Consider the following 2,465-nt stretch of genomic DNA (forward strand, 5'->3'; position numbering starts at 1 on the left):
TTCATGTAGAGTAGGCAAGTGCCGCCGTGCATTGTTTCCAATGTCGGTTTGCACAAGCCTCTCCCCAAACCGTGCTTACACCTCTCGATGTACACGGCTTTCCATTTACACTATGACGAATGATGGATTTTCTTATGGCATTCTTTACAAACAACAAGTGTTTTCCGCTTTCTTGCAATCATCGCCATTTCCCATTGCTCCTTACCTTTGAGGTTTTTCATCTTGTTGATGTGATGAATTTCAAAAGCAATGCCATCACCTTCCGCACCGCATAATTCACATTTACAAGCCTTCAACCTGGCTTCAAGAGAATTTCTTGTGTTGAAATGGATATGGTTCTTCACCGTATCAATGCTTGGTTCGTCAAAGACAGTTCCTCGTTTGAAGTCCGAGAATTTCACAATCATCATGCGCTTTTTCTCTTTCTTCGTTTTATAAGGAATGCCCCACGACTTTCCGCACTTGAATATCCTCTTTATGCCTGATATTCTGGTTTTATGCTTCTTAGCAAGTGTTTTCAGACAGCTGTATTCCATCAGATAAACGAAATACGTCAGCTTTGAGAAATTACTGGCTATGCAGTAATAATTACAGATTCCACGAGTCTGCGAGTTATAGGTATCTACAATTTCAAGGTCAGTAAGACCCGCCATTGAGTTTCTTTGCCATGGGATGAGTTTGCCGTCCTTACCTTGAATGACAATCTCACGGTCGTACATGAACTTCTCAATCCGCTCCATGGGAATAAGCAATTCCACAGAGTTATTAAACGTCCGCTGTAAAACCCCATTGGTTTTCCTTTTGGATTCCTGACATCTGCGCACGTTGATGTCATATCCGAGAAAATGAGCATTGCCGGAACTGTGCGTGATTTTTGTTTTCTCGTCAGACAATTCCAGTTTTAATCTTGTTGCCACAAACAACGTAAGCTCCTGCTTTATACGCTCCGCATCCTCACGGCTTCCGCTGACACCGATAATAAAATCATCAGCATAGCGTACATAGGCGATTTTCTTGTCGGAAGCGTCCTTGTATGGCAATCTGCGCTTTTCCACTTCAAGCTTATGAATCTGTTTTAACAGTTCTTTCTTTTCCGCTTCATCAACGCATTCGCCGTAACGCTTTTGCAATTTGACAATTCCTCTCACCTTTTTGCCGTATGCAGGTGTATAGGCATAATCAGCAGGCGCATTAAATTCTTTCTGCATGGCTTCTACTTTCTTGTCCAACTCATGCAGATATATATTTGCAAGAATCGGGGAAAGAATGCCGCCCTGCGGAGTTCCGCTGTATGTCTTGTGGTACTCCCAATTTTCCATGTAGCCCGCTTTCAGAAACTTTCCTATCAGATTTATGAACTTGCTGTCCTTAATCTTCTCAGAAAGCAGATTCAGCAGAACCGTGTGGTCAATGTTGTCAAAGCATCCCTTAATGTCTCCCTCGACAAACCATTTCGTACTGCGGAAAGAACGGCTGATTTCTTTCAGCGCTGAGTGACAGCTTCTATTCGGTCTGAATCCGTGCGAATGAGTACTGAAAACAGGCTCATAGATTACTTCAAGTATCTGCCGTATCGCATCCTGTATCAGTTTGTCTCTGAATGACGGAATACCTAATGGACGCATTTTTCCGTTGCGCTTAGGAATGTAGACACGTTTTACCGCTTTTGGCTCATAGGTTTGTTTTTTCAGTTCATCAATAATCTGATTCACATATTCCTTTCCAAAACCGTCAGCCGTATCATTGTCCACACCCTCAGTTCCTGCGCCCTTGTTTGCGTAAAGGTTCTTGTATGCGGTCATGTAAATATCCTCTCGCAAAAGATACCTATAGAGCCGCGTGTAGATACCGTCTGAATGCTCTTCAGAATTTCTGTACATTCGTTCTAAAATTTCAGATGTTGGTTTCATTGAGGTTTCTCCTCCCTTTCACCTTTCCTTTTAGAGTTGCATAAGCTGCGTTCCTTCGCCATGTAAGAGCTATTAACTCTCTCGGACTACTACGAACGCTCCGTACCCATGGGCGGTATTCAAGTCCTATAGACTATAGCCTTTCGGCATCCGCCTTTAGGGTATCCCCAGTTAGCGTCATTGCTTGGTATGCTCGAATTATCGGTTCCGCTTTAGACTCTTTAACACAGGTTCTCCTGCTCGTGCCGTGACATTCGCAATCATGCCGCCTTTGAAGGATGTAAAGACAGTCAGTCACGGAATGGGTAACAGGCTAATTTCCCAATTCCCCTCGGAAATGGACACTCAAGTCTCACGTTCAGTAGATACCTTAAACCTCATATCCGATTGTTGTGGCGGTTCAGTCGTACCCTTTAGCCTTTGAGTAACTTACCGCTTTCCTGTCGTGCTATGTTCCCGTATCAGCTTTCACTTTGCGGTAAGACAGGTCAACTCACCCATGATTGTGGGTGGTAGTACCAAACACTACTATCAATGACGCCCATCTGGGCGCAC

1 protein-coding gene is annotated in these 2,465 nt (G+C 43.9%); it reads right to left on the reverse strand.

What is annotated here, in order from left to right:
- Window positions 1–110: 110 nt before the first annotated feature.
- Window positions 111–1,910, reverse strand: coding sequence for a group II intron reverse transcriptase/maturase (gene ltrA / locus PGX44_RS13830; RefSeq protein WP_498855829.1), 1,800 nt, complete (start codon window positions 1,908–1,910; stop codon window positions 111–113).
- Between the last annotated feature and the right edge of the window lie 555 nt (window positions 1,911–2,465).

Source organism: Caecibacter sp. AF58-12pH5A, assembly GCF_027681725.1.
Classification (GTDB): domain Bacteria; phylum Bacillota; class Negativicutes; order Veillonellales; family Megasphaeraceae; genus Megasphaera; species Megasphaera hominis.